General features: G+C 64.9%; 18 protein-coding genes. 5 read left to right on the plus strand and 13 right to left on the minus strand.

The features are described from left to right. Positions 1-26 precede the first annotated feature (26 nt). The 9 genes from KYN89_RS11445 to KYN89_RS11485 all read right to left on the minus strand — a co-directional run bounded on the left by KYN89_RS11445 (position 27) and on the right by KYN89_RS11485 (position 13,846). Positions 27-1,343 carry a PepSY-associated TM helix domain-containing protein gene (locus KYN89_RS11445; RefSeq protein ID WP_222825176.1) on the minus strand — a complete coding sequence of 439 codons (1,317 nt, stop codon included), beginning with the start codon at positions 1,341-1,343 and terminating at the stop codon, positions 27-29. After that, positions 1,340-1,921 carry a hypothetical protein gene (locus tag KYN89_RS11450; RefSeq protein ID WP_222825177.1) on the minus strand — a complete coding sequence of 194 codons (582 nt, stop codon included), beginning with the start codon at positions 1,919-1,921 and terminating at the stop codon, positions 1,340-1,342. The genes KYN89_RS11445 and KYN89_RS11450 overlap by 4 nt, the downstream gene beginning before the upstream one ends. Continuing rightward, positions 1,921-4,035, minus strand: coding sequence for a TonB-dependent siderophore receptor (locus KYN89_RS11455; RefSeq protein ID WP_222825178.1), 2,115 nt, complete (start codon positions 4,033-4,035; stop codon positions 1,921-1,923). Before KYN89_RS11455 ends, KYN89_RS11450 begins: the two co-directional genes overlap by 1 nt. A gap of 285 nt (positions 4,036-4,320) precedes the next feature. Further along, positions 4,321-7,521 (minus strand): autotransporter outer membrane beta-barrel domain-containing protein, encoded by a 3,201-nt coding sequence (locus KYN89_RS11460; RefSeq protein WP_222825179.1) that lies wholly within the window; start codon positions 7,519-7,521, stop codon positions 4,321-4,323. A 93-nt stretch (positions 7,522-7,614) separates the two neighbouring features. Next, entirely contained in the window at positions 7,615-9,987 is a 2,373-nt protein-coding gene (locus tag KYN89_RS11465) for a TonB-dependent receptor (RefSeq protein ID WP_222825180.1), read from the minus strand. 2 nt (positions 9,988-9,989) lie between these two features. Then, on the minus strand, positions 9,990-10,922 hold the full coding sequence (locus KYN89_RS11470) for a FecR family protein (protein ID WP_222825181.1): 933 nt from the start codon (positions 10,920-10,922) through the stop codon (positions 9,990-9,992). Between the two features lie 38 nt (positions 10,923-10,960). Further along, on the minus strand, positions 10,961-11,491 hold the full coding sequence (locus KYN89_RS11475) for an RNA polymerase sigma factor (RefSeq protein WP_222825182.1): 531 nt from the start codon (positions 11,489-11,491) through the stop codon (positions 10,961-10,963). A 207-nt stretch (positions 11,492-11,698) separates the two neighbouring features. Continuing rightward, the gene (locus KYN89_RS11480) at positions 11,699-12,373 is read right to left on the minus strand and encodes a TetR family transcriptional regulator (RefSeq protein WP_222825183.1); all 675 of its coding nucleotides are present in this window, start codon (positions 12,371-12,373) and stop codon (positions 11,699-11,701) included. A gap of 237 nt (positions 12,374-12,610) precedes the next feature. Further along, positions 12,611-13,846, minus strand: coding sequence for a patatin-like phospholipase family protein (locus KYN89_RS11485; RefSeq protein ID WP_222825184.1), 1,236 nt, complete (start codon positions 13,844-13,846; stop codon positions 12,611-12,613). Positions 13,847-13,964: 118 nt separating this feature from the next. Here KYN89_RS11485 and KYN89_RS11490 point away from each other — a divergent pair, with 118 nt between their 5' ends. From KYN89_RS11490 to KYN89_RS11500, 3 genes are read left to right on the plus strand one after another with little or no spacing between them, the layout of a single operon-like run. Further along, positions 13,965-15,365, plus strand: coding sequence for a hypothetical protein (locus tag KYN89_RS11490; RefSeq protein ID WP_222825185.1), 1,401 nt, complete (start codon positions 13,965-13,967; stop codon positions 15,363-15,365). A gap of 5 nt (positions 15,366-15,370) precedes the next feature. Next, positions 15,371-17,665: an AAA family ATPase gene (locus KYN89_RS11495; protein WP_222825186.1), complete on the plus strand. Its 2,295-nt coding sequence runs from the start codon at positions 15,371-15,373 to the stop codon at positions 17,663-17,665. Continuing rightward, the gene (locus KYN89_RS11500) at positions 17,662-18,624 is read left to right on the plus strand and encodes an HNH endonuclease family protein (RefSeq protein WP_222825187.1); all 963 of its coding nucleotides are present in this window, start codon (positions 17,662-17,664) and stop codon (positions 18,622-18,624) included. The genes KYN89_RS11495 and KYN89_RS11500 overlap by 4 nt, the downstream gene beginning before the upstream one ends. Before the next feature lie 109 nt (positions 18,625-18,733). Here KYN89_RS11500 and KYN89_RS11505 read toward each other — a convergent pair whose 3' ends face one another. Beyond that, positions 18,734-20,029 (minus strand): Nramp family divalent metal transporter, encoded by a 1,296-nt coding sequence (locus KYN89_RS11505; protein WP_222825188.1) that lies wholly within the window; start codon positions 20,027-20,029, stop codon positions 18,734-18,736. A gap of 248 nt (positions 20,030-20,277) precedes the next feature. On the opposite strand from KYN89_RS11505, the gene KYN89_RS11510 reads away from it, so the two are divergent. Beyond that, positions 20,278-21,510, plus strand: coding sequence for an NAD(P)/FAD-dependent oxidoreductase (locus tag KYN89_RS11510; protein ID WP_222825189.1), 1,233 nt, complete (start codon positions 20,278-20,280; stop codon positions 21,508-21,510). Between the two features lie 59 nt (positions 21,511-21,569). Then, positions 21,570-22,565 (plus strand): NAD(P)H-binding protein, encoded by a 996-nt coding sequence (locus tag KYN89_RS11515; protein ID WP_222825190.1) that lies wholly within the window; start codon positions 21,570-21,572, stop codon positions 22,563-22,565. Positions 22,566-22,661: 96 nt separating this feature from the next. Here the strand turns inward: KYN89_RS11515 and KYN89_RS11520 are convergent, their stop codons facing one another. The 3 genes from KYN89_RS11520 to KYN89_RS11530 form a co-directional block, all read right to left on the minus strand. Further along, on the minus strand, positions 22,662-23,744 hold the full coding sequence (locus tag KYN89_RS11520; RefSeq protein ID WP_222825191.1) for a DUF2855 family protein: 1,083 nt from the start codon (positions 23,742-23,744) through the stop codon (positions 22,662-22,664). Between the two features lie 90 nt (positions 23,745-23,834). Then, positions 23,835-24,986: a sensor histidine kinase gene (locus tag KYN89_RS11525; RefSeq protein ID WP_222825192.1), complete on the minus strand. Its 1,152-nt coding sequence runs from the start codon at positions 24,984-24,986 to the stop codon at positions 23,835-23,837. Continuing rightward, positions 24,983-26,245: a sigma-54-dependent transcriptional regulator gene (locus KYN89_RS11530; protein WP_222825193.1), complete on the minus strand. Its 1,263-nt coding sequence runs from the start codon at positions 26,243-26,245 to the stop codon at positions 24,983-24,985. The genes KYN89_RS11525 and KYN89_RS11530 overlap by 4 nt, the downstream gene beginning before the upstream one ends. Between the last annotated feature and the right edge of the window lie 36 nt (positions 26,246-26,281).

A 26,281-nucleotide genomic window follows, 5' to 3' on the forward strand; every position in this document is an offset into this window, starting at 1 on the left:
GAACCTGAGACAGTCTTCGGCGATCATCACTCTGCCGGCACGGGCTCCGGCGATCTCTTGTCAGGCACACTAGCCCGCCGGGTCTGCAGCAGCGGCACAGTGATCGCGATCAGACAGACCACCCAGAAAATCGCCACGAAGGGCGCGCCGTTGCCAAGTGCAAAACGCGCCAGAAGCGTGGCCACCAGGCCGAGCGGAACACCCGCCACGAGGCCCCACCAGGCGGCCCGCAGATAGGTGGAGCGCTGGCCCCGCCGCTCCCGCTTGTCGAACCAGATAAAGGTGCCGGTTGCCACCACCACGGTCAGCGCCAGCCCGAAGACGATATAGGCGATCTTGACCGGCAGCCCGCCGAAATTGCCGAAGTGCAGGTTGTACATCGAAGCGGCCACCTGCTGCCCCACCGTGCCGTCGGCCAGGCCCACCGTGCCGCGAAATTCGCCACTTGGGGAAAATGCGTAATAGTCGCCGAAAATCAGCCGGCGCGGATGTTCCGCGATCACCTGCACGTGCTGGCCCGCAGTCCTCGGGTCGTGCAGGATGACGTAGTAGGGATCCACCTCGGGATATTCGCGCTCCATATAGGCAAGCGCAGGCGCGACGTCGGGCATCGGCGCCGGGGCCGCATCGCCTTCCGGCTCGCCGCCGAACACCGGGGCGAGCGCCGCTTCGCTGTCGCCGCCATAGGCCGCAGCCGCCACCGCGCCACCCGACACGTAGAAGAGCCCGATCATCGCCCCGGTGAGCGCGATCGCCAGCGCGAAGGGCAGCGTCCAGACCGCCAGCCGGTTGTGCCAGTCGAGCGTCGCCACATCGTCCCCCCGGCGCGCGCGCAGGCGAAAGGCATCGCGGAAAATGCGCGGATGGGCGACGATGCCGGAGACCGAGAGCGCCACGATCATCGCGCCCAACAGGCCGACCAGCGTCATGCCGTAGAGCGCCGGCAGGTTGAGCCGATAATGCAGCGCCAGCAGGAATTCGGCCCACGCATTCTCTTCCGGGACCACGATTTCACCCTCGCGATCAATATGCACGGCCTGCGTATCGGTGGTGATCGTCGTGCGCGGCAGGGCCTCGGTCGGCAGATGGACATAGAGGTGCGTCGTCGCCGGCTTGCCTTTCTCGCTCGCCAGCACGTTTTCGATCCCGCGCTGGACGCTGGCGGGGTCGATTGCCGACATCTCGGGCGCGTCGAGTTGCTCGAACCGCTGCCACTCCTCGTACAGCACGATCGCGGTGCCGGTGGCGCAGATCAGATAAAGCAGCGCGCAGCACACCAGACCCAGCGCGGAGTGCGCCGAGATCGCCTTGCGGACGGTGTCCTTGGAGAATGCGAAGGTCATGCCGGGCCTCCCTGCAACATGAGAAACGGTGCCGAAAGCGCTGCGATGCCCAGCACCCAGGCCAGTTGGGCGCGGCGGCGCGCCATCATCAGCAGGACGAAGGCAAGGATCGGCCAGGCGAGCGGGACCACGGCGAGCACGGCGACATTCCCGTCCGCCTCGGCCCCACCCGATGCCACGATCAGCGCGCGCACCGCGAGCGCCAGCAACAAGCTGGCCGCGAGAGACAGCGGGCCGGTGATGAGAAAGGTCAGCCAGCCGGACCGGCGGGGCCCGGCAGCCGCTTCGTCGCTTCCGCGATGTACCGTTCGGACCGCTTTCGCCCGGCCCTTCCGCACCTTCTCGGTGGCCGCGAATGCGAGCGCGACGAAGGCCGCGCCGGTCGCGACAAGGATGGCGACCGTGATGCCCCACTCGCCTGCCGTACGATCCGCGACGACCAGCGCCGCAAGCAGCGCCGCCCAACCTGCAAGGTTGAGGGGGAGCGAGCGTTTCGCCCGCCCCCACGACACCCGCAGAACGGCCACACCCGCAATTGCGAGCGCGCTGGCAAGCCACATCGGCGCATCGCCCGCCATCAGAACGCGACGGTCAGCGAGCCGTTGATGCTGCGCTTCTCGCCCGGGTAGCAATCGCCGCGCACCAGGCAGACCGAGTAGTATTCCTCGTTGGTCACATTGCGCGCGGTGATCCGCAGGCTGAACCGGTCGAAGTCGTAGCCGAGCGACAGGTCGCCCACCGTGTGGCCATCGACGCGGTAGGTCAGCAGGCTATTGGTGATCGCCGAGATGCCGTTGCTCTCGTTTCCGCCGACGTACCGGACGCCGCCGCCGAAGCTCAGCCCCTCCAGCGCGCCGGTGAAATTGTACAGCGCGAAGAGCGAGGCCTGCCAGTCGGAGATCGAGGTCAGCGGCAGCCCGTTGGGATCTTCCGCGTCGAGATAGGTGACGTTGCCATCGATGCGCAGGCCGCCGATCAGCGCATTGGCTTCCAGCTCCGCACCGCGCACCTTCGAGATGCCTTCCTGCTGGCTGTCGGCCCCTGCCAGCGCGGCGGGATTGGGCAGGTTGGAAACCTCGATATCGAAGACCGACGCGGTGACCAGCGCGTTGATGCCGGTCGGCTGCCACTTGATCCCGGCCTCGTACTGGCGGCCTTCCTGGGGTTTCAGTTGCTGGCTGGTGATCCTGTCGACCCCGACGACCGGCTCGAAGCTTTCCGCGTAGCTGACATAGGGAGAGATACCCGCCGGACCGCGCCACAGGAGGCCGAAGCTCAGGCTGGTCGCATCGTCCTTTTGCGTGGATCCGTTCTCGACCCGGTTGGTCACATCGTCGAACCGGACGCCCGCGTTGGCGACCAGCGCGCCCCAGCTCATCTGGTCGGAAATGTAATAGCCGGTCGAATCGACGTAGTTGCGCGGGCCGTTAACCTGCAAGTCGCGGATTTGCTCGACCGTCGGGGCGTTCGTGTACTGCGGATTGAAGACGTTGAGCGTGCCCGCGTTGAACACGTAGGCGGTATCGGAATCGGTGAAGACGTCCTGCGTCTGCACGCCCACCAGCAGTTCGTGCCGGATCGGCCCGGTCTTGAACTCGCCGCGCACGCGTGCGTCGAGCGCGAGCTGTTCGCTCCGGTTATCGGCCAGGTAGAAGGTCCATGCGCCGTCGCCATTGGCGTCGATGCGCGGGACGCCGTTGCCCTGAAACGCGATCCACGCCTGCCGATAATCGGCCTTGGAATCGACGTAGCGCCCGACCGCCTCGAAGGAGAACGCATCGCTCAGCTGCTGTTCGAGGATCAGGGTCAGCGCGAAGCTTTCGGTGTCGTACGCGTTGAAGCCGGGCGCGCCCATGTATTCGTAAGGATCGATTTCCTCGCCGCTGGCCGACGGCAGCAGCGTTCCGGTGACGGGGAGGAACTGGTGCGCCGTGTCCGAATCCTGGTCCGAATAATTGGCCAGGATCGTGATCTCGGTGCCCGTGGCCGGGCGCAACGTCAGTGCCGGGGCGATGACGAACTTGTTGTCGTCGACCTCGTCGATCTGGGTGCCGGAATCGCGCAGCAAGCCCACGAAGCGGAACTGGGCTTCGTCTTCGGCCCCGGGGATGGCAATATTGATGTCGGTCGCGATCTGCTTGCGATCGAAGCTGCCGTAGTCGAGCCGCACCTCACCCTCGGTCACGCCCTTGGGGCGCTTGGTGACGACATTGATGATGCCGCCGGGCGATCCTGCACCGTAGAGCACCGATGCCGGCCCCTTGAGCACCTCCACCTGCTCCAGCGTGTAGATGTCCTGCCGGGTCGTGTTGTAATATCCGAACAGGTACTGGAGATTGTCGCGATATTCGGGCGCGGCGAGCCCGCGGACCTTGGCGAAGTCGCCGCGGGTCGAGAAGCCGAAGGGCTCTGCGGTGACGCCAGCGGAGTAGGTCAGCGCGTCGTCGAGCGACTGCGCGCCTTTCTCATCGAAATCCTGCGCGGTCTCGATCGAGATCGAGCGCGCGGTCTCGACGATCGGCGTGTCGGACTTGGTCGCGCCGAAATCGGTCAGTGCGCCGGTGACGACAATCGTACGGGTGTCGGTCGCGCCGTCGGGATCGCCGGTTTCCGAAGAGGCGTCCTGAGCCAGAGCGGGCGACGCGGCAATCAGCGCGAGCGATGCGGTCGTGGCGGCGAAAATAGGTTTCACTTTTTGCTCCCTGAACACGATGTGAGCGCCTGCTAATGAAACCTATTCTCAATTGCAATAGCGGTTTGGGTGAGTACGCTTTGAAGGAGGGATTACGCACCTCCAACGGATGCCGGGGTTTACCGGGGACGAGCGAACCAACGCATTGGAAGAGAAGGCAAGCGCGCGAAAAAGAAGAACCCGGGCGTCCGGTGAGACGCCCGGGTTCAGGGTTCGATCGGTCCATCAGGGGACTTTCGGTTTTAGACCGGTTGCCGAACCCATCCCAGACACCTTGGGGCCCGGCTACATTGCGAAGCTGACCGATGCTCGCAGCGCATAGCCGATCTGGTCGTTGTGCTCCTCCGCGGAAAGTTCGCCCGAAATGGTGTAGAAGGCATCGCCTCCCACACCGCGCAGCCGCGCGAACCAGCCGCTGGTTCGCTCCTCGGGCGTCAGAGTAAAGCTGTCGCCGTCGCCGAACCGGGCGGTTGTCGCGCCAAGTTCACCGGAGAGGATCTCACGCCATCCTCCTTCCGCCTCGATCCGCAGCCAGTTCTTGTCGCGCCTGCGCATGCCGAGCAGATCGACGCCGACGGCACTGCCGACATTGATCGCGAGTTCATCGCTGGTCCGATCTTCGACCGTGAGATTCAGTGCCTCGCCGCCGGTCTCGACATAGCCGTCCTCGCTCAGCCGGATATAGTCGAGCGTTACGGACGGCCGGAAGAAGACAAACTGCGATCCGGCTTCGAGCGAGACACCCGCGATGAAGCTGGTGGCGTTGCCGGACCACTCGCCGTCCATCGTCCGAGTGATGGTCTGATCGCCGTCCTTGCCGTTGAAATAGCGGGCCCCATCGAAGTTCGCGAAACTGTAGGAACCTCGGGCGAAGCCGGACAGCGCGCCCCATTTTCCGCGCCAGTACAGCGCGCCTTCGTAGGTGTTGGAGATGAGGCTGTTGTCGGCCAGCGTATCGTGCCGGTTCCACAGCCAGGTGGCCGTGGCACCGACGGTGCCGAGCCCTGTCTGCAATTCGGCACCGCCCGAGAAACCCAAACCGTCGAGGTCGTATTGCGCGGTGTCTCCTTCATCCTTTGACGAATCCCACCCCGCCGCATCGAACACGATGCTCAGCTTCTCCTTGCGTTCGAACGGACCCTGCGGCTCCGCGAGCCTGCGCGCGAAGGTCCGGATGCCGAGGCTGAGGCCGTCGAACGCGCCGCCCGCGTGATCGGGCAGGGTCTGCGCGACGGCGGCGCGAAACGGGTCTTTCTCGGTGATGTCAAGGAAGACGCCCGCAACGTCGTCATCCTCGGCGAGAGCGGCGTAAAGTGCATCATAGGCGGTCGTCTGCGCGCGGTTGAGGCCGAGTTCGTCGGTCGCCTTGCGGTCGATATCCACCTTCACGAGTCCCGCCGCCTGATCCACGGCCAGCTGCGCCTTGTACATGAAGGGGACCAGCGCGACGTCCGGCTTCAGGGTTGCTGCACCCGTGAGCGTGCCCGCGTCGATGACGGTGTAGATCCCTTCCGCCTCTGCGATATCGGTCAGCCGCAGCTTGAGCTTTGCGCCGTCCGCGAAACTGGCATTGCCGGTGACGGTGATCCCGCTTCCCGCAGCGGGGTCCTTGCTGAGCGTGGTGACGACCACGCCGTTCGCGCCGACCGCAAGTGTCGAAAGAGTGGTGGGCCCAGTCAGATCGAGCGCGCCGCCGTTGACCATGACCGACAGGTTTTCGCTGCCGACCAGACGCCCCTTGAAGAGGGCCTTGTCGGCCAGCGTGAGCTTGCCTGCCCCACCCGCGAAATCCGCCGTGCCCGCGAAGCCAGCAGTGCCAGACAGCGCCAGTTCGTCGGTCTGACCACCGAAGCTTGCCTTGCCGGAAAAGCTCGCATCACCCGACAGCACGAACCGATCTAGCCCTGCGCCGAACGACACATCGCCCGCGACCGTTCCGTCGAGCAGTTCGAGCCTGTCTTCCCCGCTGCCGAACAGGATGTCGCCCTTGATACCGGGCGCGTTTACGCCAGAGCCGACCACCGTCTGGCGCACGGTCGCACCGGCGGCGACGCTGGTCAGATCGATCGCGATATTGCGGCCCGTATCGGCCTTCGCGCCGCTGGCAATAATCTGGCCGCTGTTCTCGACCAGACGCAGCGTGCCGCTGCGATCGACGATTGCGATTGCCGTACTCGTATCCTTGAGAGCGATCGCCTTGATCGTCCCGCTGTTGCGAACATAGGGCAAGTTCGCCCCGACATCGATCGAAACTGCGGTCGCGCGCGTCGCATCTCTGCCTCCGCCCGAGGCGGAGATGGTGCCAGCGTTGCGCAATTCGGCCGTCGAAGCTCCCGCGCCCAGACGCAGTGCGGTGGCGTTGCTGTCTATCGAGCTCGCGGCGATCGAACCATTAACGGCAATCCCGCCGGCAATCGTGACGTCGCCGCCGCGCCCGCCAATGACCATCCCGTTGCCGTCGATTCCGCTATACACCCCCTGACCCGCGATCGATCCGTCGACAATGATCCCGAACCCGGTCCCGGTCGCAGGCAGGGCACCGATCGCGATGTCCCTGTCGGTGGCGCCGATCACCACTGCCGGCGCGGCACCATAGGAGACGACCTTGGCGCTCCCTTCCTTCGCGTCCTCGATCCCGTCCTTGTCCTCGTCCGGGTCGTCCTTGTCGGTATCGGCAGGCGGGACTGCGAAGCGGATGCCCTTGGCCACGTCGCCTTCGATAACGATCGCGCTGCCTCCCTGGAGGACGTCGTCATCGTCGAGCTTGCTCAGATCGGCGGGCGCGGTCACCGCGCGGTAGCCGGTCGACACGATCGTGCCCTGAACCACCAGGGTGCCATCCAGATCGCCGGCGAAGCGCGCCGCGATCGCATCCTCGCCCTTTGCCGACACCGTTCCGGCTAGCCGCACGTCGCCGGTTACGTCCTGCACGTCGATACCCACGCTGCGATCGCCGAGAACCACAGTCTCGCCATCGTGGACCAGCTTGCCGTCCACCACACCGGCGACCCAGATGCCGGCAGAATCATTGCCTTCGACGGTGATCTTGCCCGAGTTGACGATGTTACCGGTCAGATTGCCGCGGATACGGATGCCCACCCGGTCGGTGCCGACCGCGAAGGGGCCATCGAGATCCTTGTCGTTGTCGATATCGGTCGGCTCGTAGGTTTCATCGACCGTGATCGTCCCGGTGTTGACGATGTCGGACTGCCGGTCGCCGGTGGTCTCGATCCCGCTCCCGCCATCGACATTCGTGATGACAATCTTGCCTTCATTGGTCGCATCGTGATCGCTGTCGACGACGATCCCCGAGCCGCTGGTCAGCTCGATCGAACCGTTCTTGGTCACCTTTACATCGTCGCCAGCCCCATCCTTGAGCTGCGACGTGCGAACCGGCTGCGTCCGCTTCGCGTCGACCGTGGTCTGCGCCGCCGCGGGCGCGGCCAGCGCTGCAAGTGCGGTTCCGGCCAGAAGATAACGATACATGCATTCCTCCGTCTTGAGTCAGACGGGAGGACGGAGCCGACGGGAACTTGCCTTGGTCCTGTCGATAAAAATCTCGCGCGCCCGGCCCAGCCGCTAGAACGCGAAGTCGACGCCGATCCGGATCGTGCGCGGGCGCAGCGGGGTTTCCTGCGCGCGGACGACCGCAAACGGCGTGCCCAGCGCAAACCGGTTGCCCTTCGCGTCGGCCAGATTGGTGATCGAAAGCGTCCCGCCGATCCGATCATTGCCGATCCGCAGCGTCAGCCCGCTGTCGAGATAATCCCCCTGCAAATCGCCGAGTTCGGGGCCGATGCCCAGCCGTGACTTGCCGATATAGCTCGCCCAGGCACGCGCATCGAGATCGAGGTTTCCGCCGATCGGGCGCGAATATTCGAGCCCCAGCCGCCCGGAAAACTCCGCGATATTGGGCACGTGCGAGGTCCGGCCCATAAGAAGGATGAGGTTGAAGGGTGGCTCGTCGATCGAGCTGCGATTGACGCTCGCGCCGCCCGTCAGCCGCAGATCGGGAGCGAGGTACACACCTGCGCTGGCGCTGATCGTCCACACGCGACCATCGCCGATATTCGCCGTGCTGGGCAACCCTGCCACATCGATGAAATCGGCCTGGATGTCGTTCCATCTGGTGTAGGATAGGTTGAGCGCCAGATCGAACGGATCGCGCCCGGGAACTCCGTGGCGAACGCCGACCTCGAAGGTCTGCGCATCGTCGCGATCGAACCGGCGGACGAATTCGCCCTCGATCGCAAGGCCGCCCGGACGGAAGCCCTCCTGATAGCGAAGATAGAGGCTGGTTTCGGGCGCAAGCCGGGCCATCAGCGATGCCGATGGAAGAAAGGCCGACTGATCCCGCTTCGCCGTCACCGCCGCACGCTCGATCGCGAGCGCAGCAGAGACATCTTCCGCACTGCCGCCCAGTCGCACCAGCGAATAGCGCGCACCCAGAGTGGCGATCAGATTGTCGTGCAGGCGATAGGAACCCTCCGCATAGACCGTCGCTTCCGTCACCGTGTTGAGCACGCCGGTGGTGGCCGCGCGCAGGGTCATCTGCCGCAGGCTGCGGTTGAGCTGGGTACGGTTGTCGACCAGGCTCAGCCCCGCGACCCACCCGAACCGGTCATCGATCGGCTGCCACAGGCGCGTTTCGTGTGCGATCATCCGCGTTTCGTTGCGCTGGACGAACAACCGCTCCTGCTCGGTCGACGCATCGTAGCGTTCTTCCAGGGTCTGATCGGCAATTGCGGTGGAGGACCGCAGACGCACCGCGCCGATGCGACCATCGACCACTATCTGGCCGTGCAGGTATTCCGCATCCGATCCTTCACGCACGCGCGCCGCGCTGTCGTAGCCGGGCTGGTTGCGGGTGACGTACTGGCTGTCCTGCGCGTGGGTGGTCTGGCCCAGGCCGATGAGGTCGATCGTCCAGTCCGGTGCCAGCTGCGCGCGCAGTATGGCCCGCCCCGAGAGGATCGAGGTCCGGTTGACGTCGGTGCGATCGAGGAACGGCTTGTCGATATAGCCCCCTTCCGTCACCCCATCGAGTGTCACGCGAAGCGCAGCCTTGTCGCTCGCCAGCGGGAGGTTGGCGATCAGGCCCAGATCGGCGCTGCCGTCGCCATGCTCGGTCAGCGCCCCGCCCAGCGTTCCGCTCGCGAAGGATCGGCTGAGTTCGGGGCTGTTGGGCACCAGCCGGATGATCCCGCCGAGCGAGCCCGCGCCGTACAGGGTGCCCTGCGGCCCCTCCAGCACCTCCACCCGTTCGAGGTCGGAAAGCCTGAGATCGGGATCGGGCGCGTTGTAGCTCAGCCGGATATCGCCGAGATACTGCCCGACAGTCGCCTGCGTGGGACCGGTAAAGCTGGAGTCCGCGATGCCGCGGATGAACAGCTTATTGCGGCCGCTGCCAAGATAGGTCGAGGAAACGGTGGCGACGCGCTGGGTGATCTTCTCGGTCCCGCCGACCCCGCCGAGCGCCAGTTCTTCGCCATCGATCATCGAGACCTGCGCGGGCATTTCCTTCAGCGGAAGCTCGCGCTTGCTGGCGGTCACCACGATTTCCGGCAGAGGTGCGGCGGGAGTCGGCGCGGGGCCGGGGCGTGGTCCGCGCTCGGTCGTCGTTACGCGTGCGTCCCGGCGCGGGCGAGCGGCACGCGCCGGTAGCGGATCGAGCCGCCAGGCCATTGCGCTGATGCGGACCGCGCGGGCATTCGCCTGCCGCGCCAGCCGCTGCACCGCCGCCTCTGCGGACATGGTCCCGCGAATGCGCGCGACCCGCCGCGACGACAGGCTGGAACCGTTGACCACGATGCTGGACCCGGTCTGACGGGCAAGCGCGATCGCGGAGTCCGCGACCGTTCCGGCAGGCACATCGACGCGGCGCTCCTGCGCGCTGGCCGGATATGCCGCGCTCGCCACCAGGGCCGCAACAAGAACCGGATACACGCGCATCGTCAGCGTCCGCCGAGTATCCAGACATCACCGTCCTGCTGCACGTCGATCCCGAGCAGGGGGCCCAGCGCACCTGGATCGCGCCGTAGCGGATCAATCGCAACGCTGCCCGAAATCGAGCGCGCCTCTCCCGCGTCGGCAACGCGGTAGGTAATGCCGGTCGCTCGCGACAGGTCATCCGCCACATCCGCCAGCGGGGCGTTGCGGAAGGTCAGCCGCCCTTCCCGCCATTCGCCCACCTGATCGACCGGCACGCTCTCCATCCGGTAGCTACCCTTTGCCGGATCGAAGCTGAGCACCTGGCCCGGATCGATCCGCGCAGCCGGGCCATCCGGCTCGTAGATCACCGCGCCTTCGGCCACGCCCACCGCGACTGCGGCTTCGCGGATGGTCACCTCGAACACGGTCCCTGCATCGACAAGCGTCGCATCGCCCACCGCGAGGCGGAAGGGATCGGCATCGTCATGGCGAATCTCGAACACGGCACGCCCGCTGTTCAGGCGTGCTTCCCGCTCGCCATCGACGACCAGTTCCGTGCCACCCGCCAGCACGACCGCGCTGCCATCGCCGAGTTCGATGGTACGCGTCTCACCCGCCGCCGTGCGGTAGGTCGTATCGGCATCACCGGCGGGCCACAGCCACAACGCCGCGACAAGGGCGAGACATGCGGCAAGCGCGGGCGCGAACCAGCGACGAGGCGACCTGTGCCCGCCCTCATCGCTATCCTCATCCGACCAGTCGGGATCGTTCGCGGGGAGCGAGGAGAGTGCCTCGGCCCCCTCCTCCACCGCGATCATCGCCCGGTCGTAAGCCTCGGCATGCGCAGCCGAAGCTTCGAGCCACTCGGTGAACGAAGCCCAGTCGTCGAAGTCCGGCTCCGACGTGCGCACCGCCCACATCGCGGCTTCATCCAGGATTTGCTGATCAACCGCCATTCACGAATGCTCCTGGCCACATGACGGAGTCGTCGCGCTCATACCTCATCCAGCCGCTCCCTGAGTTCGATCAGGACACGATAGACCTGCCGCAAATCGCTCTCGACCGTACTGATACTCACGCCGAATTCCTGGGCGATCACGCGCTGGGCAATCCCGTCGATCCGGCTGCGGCGAAAGATCGCCACCGCGCGCGGCGGCAATGGCGCCAGCGCTTCCTCGACCCGTGCTGCAAGCTGCCTGCCTGCAACCACCCGTTCGGCCGAGGGACTGTCGGACACGCCGATCGCGACCCCGCTATGCCCTTCGACCCAGGCCGCATCGCGCTGTTCGGCCTGCTTTGCGGAGCGGTAGCGGTCGATCATCGCCGCGTTGGCCGCACGATAGAGATAGGCGAGCGGTGCGGCGATCGGGCCGGCTTCCACCCGCGAAATTCTCAGCCAGACTTCCTGCAGAATATCCTCGGCATCCTCCCCCGCTCCGCGCGCAACGAGAAAGCGCAGAAGCTTGTCCCGGTTCGCCGGGAAGACGGCCTCTAGTCCGTCAGGGGAATCGCCGGAGTCTGGCAAAGTCAGTTTACTCGCTTGCGTGGGCGGATGACCGATAAACATACCCCAGGGCAGACGCCCCAGCGGGACTTGTCGGTCGCGTCGATGCCGCAATTCGCGAGGTGAGGTATGGGCATCCCGAGTCTCTGGCAATAGCTTTGGCAAGCTATCGCGCGACTCTGGCGCAAGCGAACTTAGGCGATGGGCCGGGGCGCCGTGCGGACCACCCTAACGACGAAGGTCGCGTTTCAGCACGGCTTCGGCACCAACCAGAAAAACGTCGATACTGAAGTCGATCTGTTCATCGCCATACGTGTCGTAACCATGATCGAGAATACGCAGAAGATTGGCGAATTTTTCCGGATTCAGACGCTCCAGCGCAGCGCGCAGCGCCTTTGGGCGGGGTTTCTCCATCGAACCCGTCGCCTGTATCACATCGCGGGCATGGCCGAGGCACAGGGTGGAAAGCATGGTCACCAGTCGCGTGGCCGCCTCGTCCGTAAATCCGGCCTCGAAAAAACGCGCGAAGAGACTCTCGTTCGCTTCGAGCGACCACGTGGTCAGCGGTTCGCCAAACCACAGGTGCTCGGACAGCTTCCCGAGCGACAGGGCTCGCTCCACGAAGCTACTGGCATAGATGCGAGAGGCATCGCGCCAGTCTTCTGCAGCCCGAATCGCGTCGGGTGAGAATTCGTCCGCAAAAGCCTTGTGAGCCAAGATGGTGAGCAGGGCCTCACGATCTTTCACGTAATAGTTCAAAGCTTTACGATCGACCTGCATCGCTTTGGCGAGCGATTGCATCGTCAAATCTTCCACCTCGAAGCTCTGCGCGGTCTCGACGATCTGATCGAGATCGAGTCCCGCTCTTTGCCCGCGTGACCGGACAGTCTGTGGACGCTTCATCGGGTGCTTCGGTGCCTGCTGTGCATGCCCCGATCCAGGAGGCCCGCAAGCTTCACGCTGCAGCCAAGGCTCGGATACGACAGACAGAGCTCGCATGACGAAAGATCGACTGCCGACTTCGGCTTTTCGGTTGGCGCGCGCCGACAAGTATGAGCAGCCGATCGTCGGTAACGTGATCGCCCTGCTCGGGCCGAGCTCCAGTCGCGTCCGCAACACGATTAGCGATAGCGTCCCCGGCTATTGGCGGTTGCCGCCTGTGTCGGTGTCGCTTAGCTCTACCCCGCTCTCCACCTCGGGCTTGGGAGAAGGCGGACGTTCCTCCCACGCGGCCCTTCGCCCGCGCTCCAGGCCGTAGTCGTACAGATCTTGCATGAAGTCCTGCGCGAACAGATCGTGGTCTTGGATCTTATAGTCCTGGGCGATGTAGGTCAGATGGTAGGCCGCCCCGTTTCCTTGCGACCACGTATAGGCCGAATTCACACGATCCTGCAGGCTGGCGAAGAGTATCACATCGATCGTGCGCACGGCGATATCCGGCACCGATCCGTCGATCATCTCGAATTCCCCGGCCATCTTGCCGTTCACCAGCAGATAGAGCTCTGTCTGCGGGCCCGCTCGCCCAGTCTGCCCCTCCGCGACCGATGGAGATGCCAGCAGCGTAGCGATCGCGCCGCCGTCCACATGCAATTCGCTGATCTGTCGGCCCTCGACCTGGGTCTCTATCAGGACGGGGGGGAAGAGGACCGGAACCGAACTGCTCGCCAGCAGGATCCGGCGAAACAGATCGTAGCGGTCTGGCGCATCGCTCGCCGCGATCGCCCCCATGTCCCAGATCGCATTGCCGGGACGATCGAGATTCACGGTGCCGACGAACAACCGCCGCCCCGCGCGATGCTCCTCCGCCACCGCATCAATCACGGCGTTTGTCGCGAAGCGGGCGATCAGCTGTTCGAGCGGGCCGGTGGTCGCGGCGCTCGATGAAAAGGGGATCGCGAGCGGAAAGCGCATTTCGAACACGTCGTCGGGCGTGATCTGAGTATAGGCAGCCTTCATCTCGTCGTCGTAGTCGGACCCGAGCAGGGCAAACGGCGCGATCAGAGCCCCGGTGCTGACCCCCGTTACGATCGAGAACCGCGGGCGCTTGCCCGACTGGCTCCAGCCGTTGAGAAAGCCTGCGCCATAGGCCCCCTTGTCGGCGCCGCCCGACAGGGCGAGCAAGCGCACCGGCTCTCCGTCAGCCGGTGCAGGCAGTGACATCTGCTGGATAAGATTGGGCGCGTCGGCCCAATACCGCACGCGCGGCATATCGCGCGGCTGCGCGGCATCGACCTGCGTTGCTTCGAACGGCTCGCGCTCGATGGTTGCACACCCGGCCAGCGGTAACGCCGCGGCGAGTACGAACAGCGCGAAAAGACGCACGACCCGGCGCGTCTGGATGGGTGTGGCGTTTATCGGCCTAGGGTTCATTGCCATTTACGCTCCTCCTGACCTGATCGTCGGCAAGAGCCCAGCTTCGGCCCTGCACGGCGAATTGAATGGCCATCGACAACCAGTCGATACTCGATAGTCTGCCTTTACCAAGGGGGCAGATGTGGCAAAGCCGAAGACAGCAGTCGTCCTGATCCATGGAATCGGTGAACAGCGGCCGATGGATACGCTGTGGGGCTTTGTCCGTGCAGCATGGACCCACGACGCCCAGCTTGTGCATCCGACCCGGAACGAGGTCTGGTCGAAGCCGGAACTGGTGACAGGTTCGTTCGAGCTGCGCCGGATTACCACCCGGGAAGCAAGTTACGGCGATAAGCGCCGCTTCGATTTCTTCGAGTTCTACTGGGCGCACCGCATGCAAGGCCATACCCTCGGCGGGCTGCTGCGCTGGACCATGAAACTCTTCCTGCGCGCGCCTTCCCAGGTACCAAAGGGCCTGTTCCTCGCCTGGGGCTTCGGGGTCGGGTTGCTGGTCGCAGCCGCCGTGCTGGCGATTCTTGCGTGGCAGGGCGATTTGATGGCCAGCCTCGGCATTCCGCGCTGGATTGTCATCAGCGCGCCTCTGATTCTCGCAGCAGGCAGCTTCATCCTTCATGCGGTCATCCTGCCACAGGCGGGCGATGCCGCGCGATATCTAAGCCCGGAGCCGAACAATGTCGCCATTCGCCAGCAGATACGCGAGGACGGCGTCTCGCTGATCGAAAAGCTGACCGCAAGTGGTGAGTACGACCGCATCGTCGTCGCCGGGCACAGCCTGGGGTCGGTCATCGCTCACGACCTTCTGAACTTCGCGTGGAACCGCCTCGACCGATCGAAAATGTCCGCGATCCATGCGGCCGAAAGCGCGGCGATGGAAGCTCTCTCAGCGTTGGAAGCTGCCGCACGCGAACTTGTGGATGCATCGCCAGCCGATCGACCTGCAAGGAGAACCGCCTATCGCAATGCGCAGCGCCTCTATCACAAGACGCTTGCCAGGGGCGAGGTGCCGCTCTGGATCGTGAGCGACCTTGTGACCATCGGCAGTCCGCTGAGCAAGGCCGCCCTGCTGATCGGCCACGATGCCGAGGATCTGCAGGCCCGTATCGCGCGCCGGGAGATACCCTCGTCGCCGCCGGTGCTTGAAGGAAAGAAGGGCAACCGTCGTTTTTCCTATCCACCCGCGAACAAGGTCCGGCGTCCGCACCACGGGGCTGTTTTCGGCCCGACCGTGTGGACCAACCTGTACCATCCACATCGTCTCATCTGGTTTGGCGACATCGTGTCCGGCCCGCTGCGGCAGCTCTTCGGGCCGGCAGTGCTCGATGTCCGGCTTCCGATTGGCAAGCCGCCGGGTTTCCGCCATCTCGATTACTGGAAAAACCCCGACGCCGAGCCCGTGCACCCGACTATCGTGGCGCTTCGTCGCGCGCTCAATCTGAGGGCGCGGGACACGGACGAGGCATTGTGGGGCGAGGCGGCCGGCAAGGACGAGATCGTCGCCGACACCGAAATGCAAGGAGACTGACCGCCATGCGATATGTCGAACGCGACCGGATAGAGCCGCCCGCCGTGTTCGGGAGCGATGATGCGCGGATCAGCCGCCAACGTGTGCTCGATCTTTTCATGAGCGGCCCGGAAACCCTGCTGCAAACCCGTTCCGACCGTAGCCGATCAATCGCCGATCATCCCGAGGTGCGCCGCGCGCTCGCAGACCTCTTCAACCATTCCTGCGCCTTTTGCGAGACCCTCATCGATGATCCCAAGGTGTTCCGGTTTCGGCCTGCAGAGGGTGCGCACCCCGTCACCGACCGCGACTTCGCACACCTCTATTATGCCTGGCTCGCCGATGCCTGGCAGAACCTGTATCCGATTTGCTGGGAGTGCATGCCAGAGGACCCGTTCCATTTTCCGGTCGAAGGCGGTCGACGAAGCCCGCTCCCCAACCCCGGGCAGCTCCAGCAATATATCGACCGCAGCGATGGTCGCTGGCCCGTCTTTCCTCTCGACGAGAATGCGATCTTCCTCGACCCGTGCAGCGATCGTAATCTCTGGCGGTATATTCGTTTTGCGAGTGATGGCAGCATCAGCGCTTACCGCAATAACCGGCGAGGACGCTCCACAATCCGACATTTTCGACTGGATCGTCGATCGCTGACCAGCGAGCGGGGGGCGTTGTTCGAGCGGTATTTCGCTCAGTTGTGGGAAGGTCTGGAAACGGAGGACTATGACGATGGCCGCTCTCTGTTTCCCGACAGGGGGCCGTTTAGCGGCGGTTGGCGCATATACCTTCGCGATCTCCTCGCGCGCGCGCTCAATCGACGCGCGAGCGAGAATGTCGAACGGCAACTGCTCGTTCTGCGCGAACATCGCGATTGGAGGGATCGCCTAGAGCGCGCCCGTGAAGCCCTCTTCGCACCGCCGGAGCCAGAAGATGCGTGGGACAGCGAGCGGCTCTACCACGAACCTTCTGCTCCCCGAGAGCCTCGGCGGATCGTCATCCGCAATTTCAAATCGCTGGAGAATATCGAGGTCCGTCTTCCAGCTCCCTCGACCAGCGGCGAACCCAATGCTGCGGCGCTCCTGATCCTGGGGGAGAATGCGGCGGGCAAAAGCACGATACTCGAAGCCATCGCGATCGCGCTGATGGATACGGAAACACGTCACATGCTGGACCTGAAAGCCGGGCAGCTCGTGCTCAATCCCCGGCATCTCGGCGCGCGCGGAGCGCCCAGCCCCGAGCAGGCCGAGGTTGAACTACACTATGCGGAAGGCGAAAAGCAGCATCTGTCGATCGCGCCCAGCACGTTAGCGAGCAGTGATCATTTCATCGAACAGGACTTTCGCACCCAAGGCGAGCCGAACTCCATCCCGCTGTTCGCCTATGGCGCATTCCGGCAATATCTGGAAGCCCAACGGCGCTACACCAAGCACAAGCATGTCCGCAGCATGTTCCAGACCGATCAGTTGCTCTCCAATCCGGAGCGCTGGCTGCTCGGCCTGAAGAGAGCCGAGTTCAACATGGCCGTTCGCGCAATGCGGGATGTGTTCAGCATCGATGGCGAGTTCGATGTGCTCGAACGCCGGGACGACCGCGTATTCGTGGTCCAGAAGCTCGGCGAAGGTGAAGCCGGACCGCTCCAGCACACGCCGCTGACGATCGTTTCTTCGGGATTTCGGGCCGTGCTCGCGATGTTGTGCGACATCATGCAGGGGTTGATGGACAAGCGTGTGAACCCGGAGTTCAGCACGCTGGAGACCGCGCGGGGCATCGTCCTGATCGACGAGATCGAGGCGCATCTGCACCCCCGTTGGAAAATGGCGATCATGACCGGCCTGCGGCGCGCGCTACCGCAGGTCACCTTCATCGCCACATCGCACGATCCCTTGTGCCTGCGCGGCATGAAGCCTGGAGAGGTGCTGGTCCTCGAACGGATTCCGGGTGCTCAGGCCGACACCGAGCTTCCGGTGTTCACCCAATCGCTGGTCGATCTTCCCGACAATAGTCACTGGACCATCGAACAACTGCTCACCGCCGACTTCTTCCAGCTGCGAAGCACCGAAAACGCCGAAGCCGAACGCCGTCTCGCGCGCATGCAGGACAAGCTCGCCCTCGGGGTGACACCGGCTGAAGATCCGGAATTGCAGGCCTACCTCAATGAGATCAGCGGCGCGCTCCCGATCGGCGACAGCGAGGTCCACCGGCTGGTGCAGGAAGCCATCGCCACATTCCTCGCCGAGCAGCGCAGCGCGACGCGCGAGCGATTGAAGGGTCTGAAAGAAGAGACCCGCCAAGCCATCGTCGAAGCGCTGCGGAGCGCCACATGAGGCAGGTGCCGCGACCCGCCGATGTGCCCGAAATTCTCACGACCAAGGGTGCCGAGGAACGGGAGGAGGCCGTGCGATACTTCGGGCCGCCGAGGGCGTCCGCGAAGGCCTTCCCGTTTGCGATCTACAAGCACAAGGAAGTAAAAAACGAGCTGGAACGGCTGTTTCGCGGAAAGTGCGCCTACTGCGAAACCTTCTATGCGAGCGCCCAGTCGATGGACGTCGAGCATTACCGGCCCAAGGGTGCGGTGGAGGGCGACGACGCGCATCCAGGGTACTGGTGGATCGCGATGGCGTGGGACAATCTCCTGCCAAGCTGCATCGACTGCAATCGCAAGCGCTACCAGATCACACCAAGGGGAGATGTCAGCCAGGTCCGGCTGCACGAAGCCACGCTCGGTTTCTCCAGGTCCTCGACGGTCGGCACCGGCAAGAAAGACAGCTTCCCGCTCGCTGCAGGCGGGGTTCGCGCGACCCGCGCCGATGATCCCCTGTCTGCCGAAAAGCCGCTGCTGCTGAACCCGTGCGAGGAAGAACCGGGGGAGCATCTGGAATACCTGTTCGACCCCGCCAACCCTGTCTCCTTCGTGGTCGCGCGCAAGCTGGTGGGGGGCGACCCGGACTTCGCCGGTGACCACTCCCTCAGCCTCAAAGGCACGACTTCGATCCACGTCTACGGGCTCAACCGTATCGGGCTGGTCCAGGCCCGCACCGAGGTTCTTCGACGGCTCGAGTTTCTCGGCGCCTTGATGATCGACCTGAAGGCGCTGGCGCAGGACCTCGCGGGTGCGCCGCCCGATGAGACGGTTCGTCGGGCGGAACGGGCGGTCTCCGGATTTGCCGACCGCTTGCTGGTCGAGATGAGAGCGATGGCCGATCCGGCACGACCCTATTCGGCGATGGTCGCGGCCTGGCTGGACCACTTCGCGTCCAGAGTGGCGGCTCCCGACGGTGTATAGAAAGGCTTCCGGAGTCGGTTAGCTGGCGTTGTATCGACACGCCTGATTTTCGATGCTTATTCGCGCTTTCTGCCACCGCGCAAAGCGGCCCCCTCCGCATGTCCGGCACCTACCCGACAAGACTCGCGACCTGCTGGACCGCCAGCACGATAAACAGGATCGCCGATCCCGCCAGCGTGATGTTCGAAACCACACCGTTGCGGGCCTCTGCCGGCAGGCGTTCGGAATTGTTCAGCATCAGCAGCGTGATGGCTAGGAATGGCATGAAGAGCGCCCCGAACGCGCCGTAGATGATTACGAGCAGGAAGGGGCGGTCCGCGAACAGCAGGAACATCGGCGGAAAGGTCAGCCAGGCAAGGTAGAAACGATAGGCATTGCTCCCCTCGTGCCCGCCCTCCTCGCGGCCCTTCAGCTGGTACCACCAGTCGGAGAAAAACAGGCTCATCCCCTGCCACACGCCGAGCAGGGATGAGACCGAGGTCGCAGCGAAGCCGATCAGGAACAGGGTCGCAATCGTCGCGCCAAACCGCTCCTCCAGCACGCCCGAGAGGCCCAGCAGCCCCTGGTCGCTGTCCTGCAGCGCGATACCGGCGGAATGGAGCAGTTCGGCACCCACGATCAGCATGGCGATGACGAAAATACCCGTCACGATGTACGCGATGGAATTGTCCACCCGCATCATCGGCAGCCACGGCGTGCCGCGCCATCCCTTGGCCTGCGTCCAGTAGCCATAGGCGGCGGTGGTGATCGTCCCGCCGACCCCGCCGATTAGGCCCAGCGTGTAGAACAGCGAGCCTTCGGGCAGCGTGAAAGTCATACCACCGGCAATATCCGGCAGACTCGGCGCGACGAGGATTGCGAGGCCGACCATGATGACGAACATCGTGCCCACGAGCAGCTTCATCACCGTCTCGAAGGTCTCGTACTTATTGAACCACACGAAAGCGAAGCCGAACAGGCCCGCGATGATCGCCCAAGCGCGCAGCGAGAGGCCCGGGAACAGCGCGGTCAGCGGCAGGGCCGTCGCGCTCATCGCGGTGGCGCCGTAGATGAAACCCCAGATGATCACGTAAACGCCAAAATACCAGCTGGTCCATCGGCCCAGCGATCGCCAGCCCGCAAGGATGGTCGAGCCCGTGGCGAGGTGATAGCGGGCGGAGCCTTCGGACAGCGCGATCTTGACGATGCAGCCGACCACCGCGGCCCACAGCAAGGCATAGCCGAAGCGCGACCCGGCGATCAGCGTGGCGACCAGATCGCCCGCCCCCACCCCGGTCGCCGCGACCACGATTCCGGGGCCGAGATGGCGCCACATCCGGCCGCGCGTCGGTGGAGCATGCCCGGCATCCGGTCCTTCCGGATCGCTCGCATCATGGCGCTGCGCCATTTCGCCCTGGTCGCTCATGATTGCGCTCTCCCTCCTTCGCTCGCTCTATCGGCCCCCCGATGCGAAAGCCCAGGCACGCCGCATATACGCGGGGCGCGTGCCCTGAAACAGCCGCAGTGCATTTGACCGATGGAATCGGGCGCGGTCAGTGCGGTCTGCTTCGCCAACCAGGTTGTTTGGTGAGGCGAAAATTCCGGCGGTCGTCCTTATAACCACCTTTCACGACCTTGCATCTCAATCGAAACGGAAGCCCACGGCAGTCTGCAATGGAAACCAGAGACGTCATCATCGTGGGCTCGGGCCATGGGGGAGCGCAGGCAGCTATCGCGCTGCGGCAGAACGGGTTCGAAGGATCGGTCCTGATGGTCAGTCGGGACAGCGAACTTCCTTACGAGCGCCCCCCCCTGTCCAAGGAATATCTCTCCGGCGACAAGCCGTTCGAGCGTATCCTGATCCGTCCGGAACAGTTCTGGAGCGACAAGAACATCGAGCTGCGCCTTGGCACCGAGGTCGTCGCGATCGACCCTGCAATGCACGAGGTGGCGCTGGGGGACGGCGAGAGCATCGGTTACAGCAAACTGATCTGGGCCGCCGGCGGCGCGCCGCGCGCGCTGACCTGCTCGGGCGCGGACCTGAAGGGCGTTCACGCGGTGCGCACCCGCAGCGATGTCGATGCCCTTATGCGCGAGCTCGCCGATGGCGCGAAGAGGGCGGTGGTGGTCGGTGGCGGTTATATCGGGCTGGAAGCGGCAGCGGTGCTGCGCAAGCTCGATTGCGAGGTCACGCTGCTCGAAGCCCAGCCGCGCGTTCTTGCACGTGTGGCGGGCGAGGAACTCAGTGCCTTTTATCAGGCCGAGCATCGCGCCCACGGGGTCGATCTGCGGCTCGAGACGATGGTCGACTGTCTTGAGGGCGAGGATGGCCGGGTCGCACGCGTACGTCTGCACGATGGCAGCGCGATCGACGCCGACCTGGTCATCGTCGGGATCGGGATCGTGCCTTCGGTCGAGCCGCTGGCGAAGGCAGGCGCGGTGTGTTCGAACGGCGTCGACGTCGACCGATCATGCCGCACCTCGCTGGAGGACGTCTTTGCAATCGGTGACTGCGCTGCCCATAGCAGCCGGTGGGCTCAAAATGCGGTGTTGCGGATCGAGTCCGTGCAGAACGCCAACGACATGGCCACCGCCGCGGCGAAGGCGATCTGCGGCGACCCGCAGGATTATGCCGCGTTCCCGTGGTTCTGGTCCAACCAGTATGACCTGAAGCTTCAGACCGCCGGTCTCTCGACAGGCTACGACGCGGCGGTGCTGCGCGGAGACCCTGCCGCCCGCTCCTTCTCGGTCGTCTACCTGCGCGATGGACAGGTGATCGCGCTCGACTGCGTCAATGCGATGAAGGATTTCGTCCAAGGCCGGAAGCTGGTCGAGCAGGGCGTTTCGCCGGACCCCAAGGCGGTCGCCGATACCGGTACCCCGCTGAAGGAACTCGCGACGTCCTGACTCAGGGACTGCGTCAGCAATTCCTCGCCACCTGCCGCGGTATCGCGTAGCCTGATCCGATGCAGGCCGATCGAACATATGGTGGGCGGCCGCGTCGCGTTCTCGTCCTTGGCGGGACCGGCACGATCGGGCGGGCAACCGTGCGCGCACTGGTCGCGCGCGGGCACGAGGTGGTCTGTCTGGCGAGACGCACATCAGCGCGATCCGCGCCTCCTCACCTCTCCGGGGCACAGCTTCGCGCCTGCGATGTGACCGACCCGGCTTCGCTGGCGCGCGACGGCATCCGGGGCGAAAGGTTCGATGCTGTGCTCTCGTGCCTCGCATCGCGTACCGGCGCACCGGACGATGCCTGGCGGATCGACCACGACGCCCATCTGGACGCTCTGCGACAGGCACAGGCGGCGGGCATTCCGCACATGATCCTGCTGTCCGCGATCTGCGTGCAGAAGCCCCAACTGGCTTTCCAGAAAGCCAAGCTGGCATTCGAACACTCGCTGATCGCATCGGGGATCGACTATTCCATCGTGCGCCCTACAGCTTTCTTCAAATCACTGTCGGGGCAGGTCGAGCGCGTGCGGCAGGGCAAGCCGTTCGTGATGTTCGGGGACGGCACGTTGACCGCCTGCAAGCCGATCAGCGACGGCGACCTTGCCGCATACCTCGCCGATTGCATCGACAACCCAGAGCGGCGCAACCGCATCCTGCCGATCGGTGGCCCGGGACCGGCGATCACGCCGCGCATGCAGGGGGAGGCGCTGTTCGCCATGCTCGGACAGCCGCCGCGCTTCAAACATGTGCCGGTCGCGTTGCTGGATGCTATCGTCCTGATGCTCGGCACCATGGGGCGCGTCGTCCCTTCGCTTAGAACCAAGGCCGAACTTGCGCGCATCGGACGCTACTACGCGACCGAGTCCATGCTCGTGTTGAACCCCGAAACCGGCTTCTACGATGCCGAGGCGACGCCCTCGACCGGCTCCGAAACGCTGTTCGACTATTACGCGCAGCTGCTCAGCGGAGAGGCGCAGGCCGAGCGCGGCGAGCATGCCGTCTTCTAGAGGCTAGGACAGCCACTCGGAGCGGTTCCCCACGCAAATGCGCTGTTCCGATCCATGAGGCCTGGGCGCCATGAGACAGGTGAGGATCGGGCAGCTCTAGAAGCCGACCACCCACGCCTCGTCCGCCGGGGTCTTGCCCATGGCGACTGCACTCCACGCCTGCTTCACGGCACCATCGCCCTGCTCGCGGTGGATCGTCAGCCAATCGCGCGATTTCAGCGCGGTGTCTTTCCAGAAGTCGTGCGCGCGCTTTTCGAACACGCCCGGGCCCCACTCCTTGTGGCGCTTCTGGATATGGCCGGGCGCGAAGAACATCTCGCTGCGCTCCCGAATGAAACCGGGCGGCATGGTGTTCGCGTCATAATGGGTGACGCCCACGTTGGAGGTGTATTTCATGCTGTCGCCCAGATGATCGTGCAGCCGCCCGAGCACGCCGCCATCGCCCGACATGTCGATGATGACGGTCGGAATGCTCGCGTCGATATCGTCCAGCGAGTCGTAGGTCAGGACCTCGTCGTAGAGGCCCAGCTTTTCGACCGACGCCACGTTGCGGGGCGAGGTGACGCCGACGCTCCTGGGCGCAGACGCATCGGCGGCGATCGCATAGGCGCACCCGATCGCGGTCTTGGACGACGCGCTCAGCACGACGACCTGACTTGCTCCGTACCAGTCATGGTCCTGCATGAAGTCATAGATGCAGAAGGATGTCGCATAGAGCGGGAACAGCACCATGTGCGCATCGTCCAGGTCGCCGTCGTAATCAGGCTCTGCCCCGACACGGGTGTAGGAATTGTACACCGGCGGCAGACCCGCGCGATGCTGCGCGCCATCGACGAAGCGGCCTTCGCTGACCTTCGCCGGTTGCATGACGAGGTGGCTCGCCATGGGGAAGAAGCCGTAGATCCGCTCTCCAACCGGCACCTCCGGATGCGCGGATTCAACGATCTCGGCAAAACCCCATACCGGAATCACGCCCTCCCCCTCGCTTTCGACCGGGAAGAACTTCCAGTATCCGATGCGATCCCCCATCACGCCATAGGTGACGTTGTTCGCGGTCAGCGCGAAGTGGTCGATCCGCGCGAGGACCGCTCCATCGCCGAGCGGCGGCACTTCCCGCGTGTCGATACGGCCTTCGCGGATATTGTCCTTCTGGACCAGGAACTGGCTGGTTGTCGTCATATGCGGGCTCTTTGCCTTGTGTGGATGGGCTGCTGACAGCGCCCTCAGTACTCTTCGCCATCATGAGACCGAAAGCCCCCTTCAGGTCAATCAATCGGCGGGATTTCCTGCCGGGAGGCTGATCCTGAACGCGGTCGGGTTCGCCCCCGTCAGCTCCAGCGATCCGCCATGGCCGCGTGCGATCTGGCGGGCGAGCGACAGCCCGATCCCCGACCCCTTCGGCTTGGTCGTGTGGAAAGGCCGGAAGATCAGCCCCGCGCTTTCCGGGTCCACCCCGACGCCATTATCGGTGACGGTAATCGCAAGCCGGTTCTCCTCACGATCGATGGAGAGGGTAACGCGCGGTTCACTGGTCGCGCCGGTGGCTTCGGCGGCGTTGTTGAGCAGCGCCCAGACCGCCTGGTGCAGCTGATCGCGATCCATCCGCCATTGCTCGACCGCGCCGATATCCAGCATGAGTTTCGTGGCAGGCCACCGCTGCGCGAAAAGCTGCGCCAGATCGCGCGCGAACTGATCGAGTGACGAGGGTGCAAGGATCGGCTCGGGCAGCCGGGCGAGCGCACGATAATCGGTCGCGAAGCGCTGCAAGCCTTCGGCGCGGCGTGCAAGCGGGCCGAGAATTTCTGCCAGCAGGGCGGTGTCCACCGGCTCCTGCGCCGCTGCGGTCTGCGCGCTCTCGGCCAGCGACACGATCGGCGACAGGCCGTTGAGCAGCTCGTGCCCCAGCACTTCGATCAGGTCCGCACTGGCGCGCGCCTCGGCAGCCAGTTCCTCGCTCTCGACATCGATCAGCGCGGCAACCGTTACGCCCGAAGACGCCTCCACCCGGTCGATCCGCCACAGGCGCCCTTCGTGGCGAAAGGTGGGTGCCGAAGGATCGAGCAGCCCGGGCGGGGCCGGCACGATCCGGTCGTCGGCGCCGAAGATCGCGCGCGCCGCGCGGTTGAGCACGCGGGCCGTATCGCGATCGAGCGCCAGCAACGGGGTCGGCGCAGCGTCCAGCAACAGGCGATGCACGGCTGCGTCTGCATCCTCTGCCTCGCCTCCCTCTGCAAGCGGGCGCGGAGGGACGAGCGCAGCGTTCCACCACGCGAGCGCGAGGGCCCAGATCCCCGCCAGCACCCCGCCGGTCAGCAGCCCCCATCGACCGGTGTACCAGGCGAAGGTCGCCACGATTGCACTCGCGAGCAGCGCCAGCCCCAGACCCGCCGCACGCCACCCGCGCCCGTGGTACAACCTCATAGCCCGTGGCGCTCCATCCGGCGGTACAGCGCCCCCCGGCTGAGCCCGAGTGCCTTGGCAGCATGGCTGACATTGTGATGATGCTCCGCCAGCGCGGCGGCAATCATCGCCTTTTCCGTGCGGTCGAGATCGAAGCTGGGCGCGTCGTTCTCGGCAGGAGCGCTGGCCGCAACGGGCGTACCGATCGACAAGGCTGCGGTATCGATCGTTCCGTCATCGCACAGCAGCACCGCACGCTCCATCTCCGCGGCGAGCCCTCGTACCTCGCCCGGCCAGTCCGCCTCACGCAAGGCCGTCTCGGCAGCTTCGGTAATGCGCGGGATAGCGCGTCCGAAGCGGATCGCTGCATCGGTCACGAAATGGCGTGCGAGGATGGGGATGTCCGCGCGCCGCTGCGCGAGAGGAGGTATAGCAAGCTCGATCGTCGCGATCCTTCTGCGAAGCGCAGGGGTCAGCGCATCGGGCCGGTCGACGATCGCGATCGGGCGGATGTTCTCGGAGAGTCTTGCGGCGAGGCGATCCTGCGCCAGTTCGCCGAGCCGGTCCGGATAGCGCAGGATCACGCTGCCCGACGTGTCCCCGATCGCGTCGAGCGCGCCTTCCTCGCGCAGATCGATCCGCAGCGGCATGTTCTGCGCATCCGCAGAAGCGGCATGCACGGCGAGCGCGGTCAGCATCCGCCCTGCCCCCGAAGGTCCGGTGATTGCGACGCCCGCCATCGTCGGCCCAACCCAGCGGATCAGCTGGCGCAATTCCTCGATCGGCGCACTTTCGCCAAGGATGCGCGCTGGCGGCATGTTGCGGTCGGCAGGAGTTCCGCCCGCAGCGGGCGCGGTCGGTTCGCGCGCCACGGCAGCTTCCACCTTTCCGATCAGGTCAGCATTGTTCCACGGCTTGACCGCGAAGTCGCGCGCACCCGCCTGCATCGCGGCGACCGCCATGCGCACCCCGCCATGCGCGGTCAGCACCACGACACACGCCGCCGGGTCGTCCGCCATGATCCGGGCGAGACAGGCGAGCCCTTCCTTGCCGTCGCTTTTCCCCGGGGTGAAATTGAGGTCGAGCACGATCCCATCGAAGCGAGACCGCGCGAGCTGCGAGAACGCCTCCTCCGGCCCATGCGCCACCGTCAGGCTGTGCCCGGCCATGCGGAATGCGATCTCCATCGCGCTGGCGACTTCCGGCCGGTCGTCGATCAGCAGAATCGCCAGCCCCGCTTTTGCGCTTGACGCTTCGCCCTGCTGTCCATTTGCGGACACAGTGTCCGGCGACGGACGCTCGGATGCAGAGGCGCT

It is taken from the genome of Alteriqipengyuania abyssalis (assembly GCF_019857185.1).
Classification (GTDB): domain Bacteria; phylum Pseudomonadota; class Alphaproteobacteria; order Sphingomonadales; family Sphingomonadaceae; genus Alteriqipengyuania; species Alteriqipengyuania abyssalis.